General features: G+C 37.6%; 4 protein-coding genes. 2 read left to right on the plus strand and 2 right to left on the minus strand.

Annotated elements, in window-relative coordinates; all coding sequences use genetic code 11:
* Positions 1-192: DUF4870 domain-containing protein (locus V7083_RS21435; protein ID WP_335481871.1), on the minus strand; the 192-nt coding region annotated here is incomplete at its 3' end.
* 194 nt (positions 193-386) lie between these two features.
* On the opposite strand from V7083_RS21435, the gene V7083_RS21440 reads away from it, so the two are divergent.
* Positions 387-1,517, plus strand: coding sequence for an amidohydrolase (locus V7083_RS21440; protein WP_335481874.1), 1,131 nt, complete (start codon positions 387-389; stop codon positions 1,515-1,517).
* Between the two features lie 309 nt (positions 1,518-1,826).
* Positions 1,827-2,384 carry a GNAT family N-acetyltransferase gene (locus V7083_RS21445; RefSeq protein ID WP_335481877.1) on the plus strand — a complete coding sequence of 186 codons (558 nt, stop codon included), beginning with the start codon at positions 1,827-1,829 and terminating at the stop codon, positions 2,382-2,384.
* A gap of 36 nt (positions 2,385-2,420) precedes the next feature.
* Here V7083_RS21445 and V7083_RS21450 read toward each other — a convergent pair.
* The coding region (locus V7083_RS21450) for a hypothetical protein (RefSeq protein ID WP_335481879.1) at positions 2,421-2,611 on the minus strand (191 nt) is incomplete at its 5' end.

The following is a 2,611-nucleotide window of genomic DNA, read 5'->3' on the forward strand; positions in this document are numbered from 1 at the left end:
ATGGTAATCGATAAATGACGATTGATCCCTTTTTAGAAGCCAAATAATCAAAGGTCCCACTACAGGTGCAAAGAAACTAACCACATAAAGGACAGCGGCCAACATTTTTTCATCATTACTAACCATTTCAGACCCTCCTAGCATTTCCTTCTTCTCATTATTTACGTATGATCCTTTCAAAGGTTCCATCATTTCCTTAAAATTTACTTATATAAAATTAGGTTCTGTGAAACTTGTTTGTTGATGATTTCCGCTCCAATCAACAGGGTTTAAAATTAACAGTATTCTTTAACATAGCCTAAAATTAAAACAAAAACTTTTTTTCCAATAACGATCCCTTGTTATAATGGATAAAATAGAATTAACACGTTTAGAAAGGTAGTATTATGAAAAAGTTACTGTTAAAAAATGCAACGATTTATCCGATTACAACTCCACAAATTAAAAATGGTGATGTATTCATTGAGGACGGAATCATTACACAGGTGGCACCAAACATTATTCCAAAATCAACTGAAATACAGATTATGGATTGCAAAGGGGATTACCTTTTTCCGGGATTTATTGATGTTCATACCCATTTGGGCTTATATGATGAAGGGACTGGTTGGGCAGGAAACGATGCCAATGAAACGGCGGAGGCAATGACACCGCATATTCGGGCTATTGATGGAGTTTATCCGTTGGACCCCGCATTTACAGATGCCCTCAAAAGCGGGGTCACGACGGCACATGTGATGCCTGGGAGCGCCAATATCATCGGTGGAACCACTTCGGTAATCAAGACGGCAGGGAAAAATATTAATAAAATGATTTTCCAGGATATATCCGGTTTGAAGATTGCTTTAGGCGAAAATCCAAAACGAGTGCATAGTCATGGCAAAAGTGATTCTATTACACGAATGGGAATTATGGGGATGTTAAGAGAGGCCTTCTATTCAGCCATCCATGCCGAAAATACCGATGACCTCAGAATCAAGCCGCTTGTCATGGCTCTTAAAAGGGAGATTCCGGTAAGAATCCATGCCCATCGAGCAGACGATATCATAACAGCACTTAGGCTTGCTGAAGAATTTAACTTGGATTTACGGATTGAGCATTGCACCGAAGGCCATTTAATTGCTAATGAGTTGCCTAATACTGGTTTAAAAGTATCTGTAGGACCAACCTTAACAAGAAGATCTAAGGTTGAATTGAAAAATAAAACGTGGAAGACCTATCAGGAATTAACGAAGCAAGGGATAGAGGTTTCGATTACCACAGATCATCCCTATACACCGATTCAATATTTGAATATTTGTGCCAGCCTCGCCATGAGAGAAGGACTCTCGGAACAAAAAGCACTTGAAGGTATCACCATTCTCCCTGCCAGAAATTTAAAAATTGATGCCGCGGTTGGGAGCATTGAACCCGGAAAACATGCAGATTTGGTTTTGTGGAACCATCATCCGTTCCATTATTTAGCCAAACCAAAATGGACCATGATCGCTGGAGAAATAGTGTATTCAGATATGTAGAATATTGTTGAAATGAGAGGAAAATTTTTAACAAAAATGAAACAAAAAAACTATTTCTTTTTTGAAATTTTTCTTGTATTATACTCTAGGTAAAACTATTTTTTTATACTAATCTGCGGGGGTTTTACAAAGCATTATTAGTAAGTACAACAAAAATGATATAGGGAAGGCAAATGGTGCGCCACCAGTTTATACTGGTTCTAGTGGGTTCGATTCCCACCCCGAAATTTTTTTTCAACTTAAAAAAATTTCGAGGGTGGGCCGCTTCTTTAGACATGGAATCGGTATGCCCTAACTGGAGGGATATTCATGCTTAAGAAACGAGATCTTCAAGATAGCCATGAACTATTTGAATTAATTACGCACCCAGATGTCTTCCCTTTTGTGCGCCAAAAAGCCACTTCTTATGAAGAATTTTTGTTTATTACAAAACAAACCATTGAAGCAGAAGAACGTGGTGAATTAATCTCACGGACCATTCTGGATGAATGGGGAACACCGATTGGCACTATCAGCTTATTTGATCTTGAATCACAAGCTGGCTTTTTAGGGACTTGGCTCGGAAAACCCTATCACGGAAAAGGCTATAATGCGATTGCAAAAGATGCTTTTTTTCAAGAGCTTTTTTTCGAGTTGGGAATTGAAAAAGTTTTTATGAGGATTCGCAAAGTTAACATCCGCTCAATTAAAGCAGCGGAGAAACTGCCTTATGTTGTAAAAGCGAATGAAACGAGAAAAAACTTATATGAACAAATAAATGCCAATGGAGATATTTTTGATTTATACGAAATACCTAAAGATTTATATACATTATATCTATGGCGGAATGGTGCTGCTCAGGCTGATTCTGCTCGTCTTGAAGCGTAAAAGCAATCGGATGTCCGATTGCTTTTACTTATTTTATTATTCAATGAGATTCTGTTCTAATGCTCCATTTACATCACTAAGACCCATTTGGAGCAAAAATTCTTCAAGTTCCTCATTGGTCATCGTTTCTAAACGTCCATCATGAAAAAATACTTGGGTTTGATTAGGGTTGATTCTATTGAGGTTAAAACTCATAGTCTTTGCTCCTCTCTTTAATGTTACTTTAT

Source organism: Bacillus sp. JJ1764 (assembly GCF_036962145.1).
In the GTDB taxonomy this organism is placed as follows: Bacteria; Bacillota; Bacilli; order Bacillales; family Cytobacillaceae; genus Neobacillus.

Excerpts from the sequence above, each read along its gene's own strand:
- V7083_RS21440 (WP_335481874.1), top strand. The coding sequence starts at position 387 with ATGAAAAAGTTACTGTTAAAAAATGCAACGATTTATCCGATTACAACT.
- V7083_RS21445 (WP_335481877.1), top strand. The coding sequence starts at position 1,827 with ATGCTTAAGAAACGAGATCTTCAAGATAGCCATGAACTATTTGAATTA.